This is a genomic window from Pseudomonas edaphica (genome assembly GCF_005863185.1).
Taxonomy (GTDB): domain Bacteria; phylum Pseudomonadota; class Gammaproteobacteria; order Pseudomonadales; family Pseudomonadaceae; genus Aquipseudomonas; species Aquipseudomonas edaphica.
The window spans coordinates 1-2,961 of sequence record NZ_VBVZ01000704.1 but is presented as its reverse complement, the minus strand read 5'-3'; the positions used below and the strand labels follow the sequence as shown (position 1 = coordinate 2,961).

The window sequence follows — 2,961 nt, the reverse complement described above, 5'->3', positions numbered from 1 at the left end:
CCAGTGACGGCGCCGCTCGGCTCAACTATCAGCTATAGACACGGCCAAGGAGCTGCCGATGGCTTTCAAACTGATCGAGCACGTCCCGGGTGATCTGTTCCTGGGCGAAGCCCATCAGGTCATACTCCTGAGGTCCGTTGTGCAGGTAGACCTCGGCCCGGTAGTAACGGGTGCGCTCTTCTTCGGGCAGGTCGCTCGGTGCCGAGGAGTAAGCATCCAGGCTCACTTCATAGACAAACGGGTTGCCCTCTTCCATCTCGATACGCACACCGATGCAGCGCTTGGATTTACCCAGCAGCGTCTGCACTTCCAGCCCTTGGTCACGCAGCACACTCGCCGCTTCTTCCAACGCAGGCGTAACGTGTTTGTCCATAAAGCGCTGTACCGTGCCCTGGCTCGGTTGCAGGTCCAAGGCGGTCAAACGCTCGCTGAAACCACGACGACCACGTTCGGCCAATTGCGCCTGCTCCTGTTCGATGGCCACATCCTGGCGCATCGCCTTGTGCAAACCGAACATAAACAGAATCAGCACCACCGAGAACGGCAGCCCCGCCAGCACCACCATGGTTTGCATGGCTTCGAAGTTACCCGCGAACAGCAGGCCGATGGTCACCAGGGTGATCACCACCGACCAGAAGATCCGCAGCCAGTGCGGCGCATCTTCATCGACATTGCCGCCCTTGCACGAAAGGTTGGCCATCATCACCGCGCCGGAATCCGCCGGGGTCAGGAACAGCACAAAGCCCACGAAGATCGACACGCCGATCACGATTTTCGACGCAGGGTAATGCTCAAGCAGTTGGTAGATGGCCATCGACGGTTGCTCCAGCGCCGTCTTGCCCAACTCCACTGCGCCGTGGTTCAGCACCAGGTCCAACGCCGAGTTACCGAAGATCGACAACCACGCCAGAGTGAAGCCCAGCGGGATCAGCAGCACGCCGGCCACCAGCTCACGCACTGTACGACCACGGGAAATACGCGCGATGAACATGCCTACGAATGGCGCCCAGGAAATCCACCAGGCCCAGTAGAACAGGGTCCACAGGCCCATCCAGCGCTCGGTCTTGTCGGCGTCGCCTTCGTACACATACAGGTCGAAGGTTTTCAGCACGATACCGTTGAGGTAGTCACCGGTGTTCTGCACCAGTCCATTGAGCAGGTGCAAGGTCGGGCCAAACAACAGCACAAAGATCAGCAAGCCACTGAACAGCACAATGTTGAGGTTGGACAGGCGGCGAATGCCGTTTTCCACACCCGACACGGCAGCGATGGTCGCCACGGTGCTCATCACAATGATCACGATCAGCAGGTTGGTGTTGCTGTGCTGCATGCCGAACAGGTTTTCAAGCCCCGACGACACTTGCATCGAACCAATCCCCAGGTTCGTCACCAGGCCCAGCAGGGTCACGAACATGCCGAAGCCGTCCACCGCGTGGCCGGCCGCGCCTTTGACCCAACGCTCGCCCACCAGCGGGTACAGCGCCGAACGCAAGGCCAACGGCTGGTTATGACGGTACGCGAAGTACGCCACGGCCAGGCCGACCAGCGCATAAATCGCCCAGCCGTGCAGGCCCCAGTGCAGGAACGTCAACTGCAACGCCTGGCGGGCTGCGCCATTGCTGGCGGCGGCGCCTTCGGGCGGGTTGAAGTAGTGATCCAAAGGCTCGGAAGCACCGAAGTACAGCAGCGAGATGCCGATGCCCGACGAGAACAACATGCCGGCCCAGGCGCCGTAGCTGAAGTCCGGGGTGTCGTCCTTGCTGCCCAGTTTCAATTTACCGTAGGACGAAAACGCCAGGCCGACCACAAACACCAGGTAGGCCGCGATGACCACCATGTAGTACCAGCCGAAGCTTTTCGACAGCCACGCCTGGGCTACGCCGAGCATGCGCCCGGCCTCCTGCGGGGCGATGATCAAAATGGCGGTCAACAACAGAATGAGCGCGGTGGAGGTGTAAAACACCCAACCGTTGACCCTGACCTTTTCCGGCGGGGTCTTTATAAGAGAGGCAGAACTCATGGCGCAGATGCTCCGGGCAGTGCGAGAGAGAAACACAAGGCAACGGTTATCCCGGGACATCGATTTTTCGGCAGTCGACGGACGGGTGTTATAAAGACACCCCGAAAATTCTTGAGCCGCGCCTAGGCAGTGGCCAGGCCCTGATACGGCCTGTTTCAAGGGTTTTTGCAGGTGTCAGAGGACGTTGCTCACAGGTAGGAAAAATCTGTAGGCAGCGACCATTTGTCGCAGATCTTATTCTTTGTTGATTGAACGTTCAATCAAAACAAAATAGACTGGCCATCAAGCCGACGGACGTTTAACGCCCAACGGCAGGCCTAAGGAGAGGTGCTACATGCCCAAGGTCGGTATGCAACCCATACGCCGCCAGCAGTTGATCGAAGCCACCTTGACGGCCATCGATCAGGTTGGAATGGGAGATGCCAGCATTGCGCTGATCGCCCGTTTGGCCGGCGTCTCGAACGGCATCATCAGTCACTACTTTCAGGACAAGAACGGCCTGATCGCCGCAACGATGCGGTACTTGATGAATGTGCTGATCGAGAACGTCCACGAACGCAGGCTTGCGCTGAAGGACGACAGCCCACGGGCGCACCTTCGGGTGATCATCGAGGGCAACTTCGACGCCAGCCAGGTCAACGGACCGGCAATGAAAACCTGGCTGGCCTTCTGGGCCACCAGCATGCACCACCCGTCATTGCACAGGTTGCAGCGGATCAACGATCAACGTCTGTATTCCAACCTGTGCTGCCAGTTCCGCCGAGTGCTACCGCTGCCGCACGCACGCAAAGCAGCCAGAGGCCTGGCGGCCCTGATCGACGGTTTGTGGTTGCGCGGCGCCCTGTCGGGAGACGCTTTCGACACGGAGCAGGCGCAACGGATCGCTTACGAATACATGGATTTCCAATTGGCCAAGCAGGTGAGTTAGAGCACACATAAAC

At 59.1% G+C, this 2,961-nt stretch carries 2 protein-coding genes; one reads left to right on the top strand and one right to left on the bottom strand.

All coding sequences use genetic code 11. From position 1 onward, the window contains the following. Nucleotides 1–28 precede the first annotated feature (28 nt). Nucleotides 29–1,963: a BCCT family transporter gene (locus tag FEM54_RS29260; protein ID WP_240792821.1), complete on the bottom strand. Its 1,935-nt coding sequence runs from the start codon at nt 1,961–1,963 to the stop codon at nt 29–31. A 391-nt stretch (nt 1,964–2,354) separates the two neighbouring features. On the opposite strand from FEM54_RS29260, the gene betI reads away from it, so the two are divergent. Then, the gene (gene betI / locus FEM54_RS29255) at nt 2,355–2,948 is read left to right on the top strand and encodes a transcriptional regulator BetI (protein WP_010207128.1); all 594 of its coding nucleotides are present in this window, start codon (nt 2,355–2,357) and stop codon (nt 2,946–2,948) included. Nucleotides 2,949–2,961 lie beyond the last annotated feature (13 nt).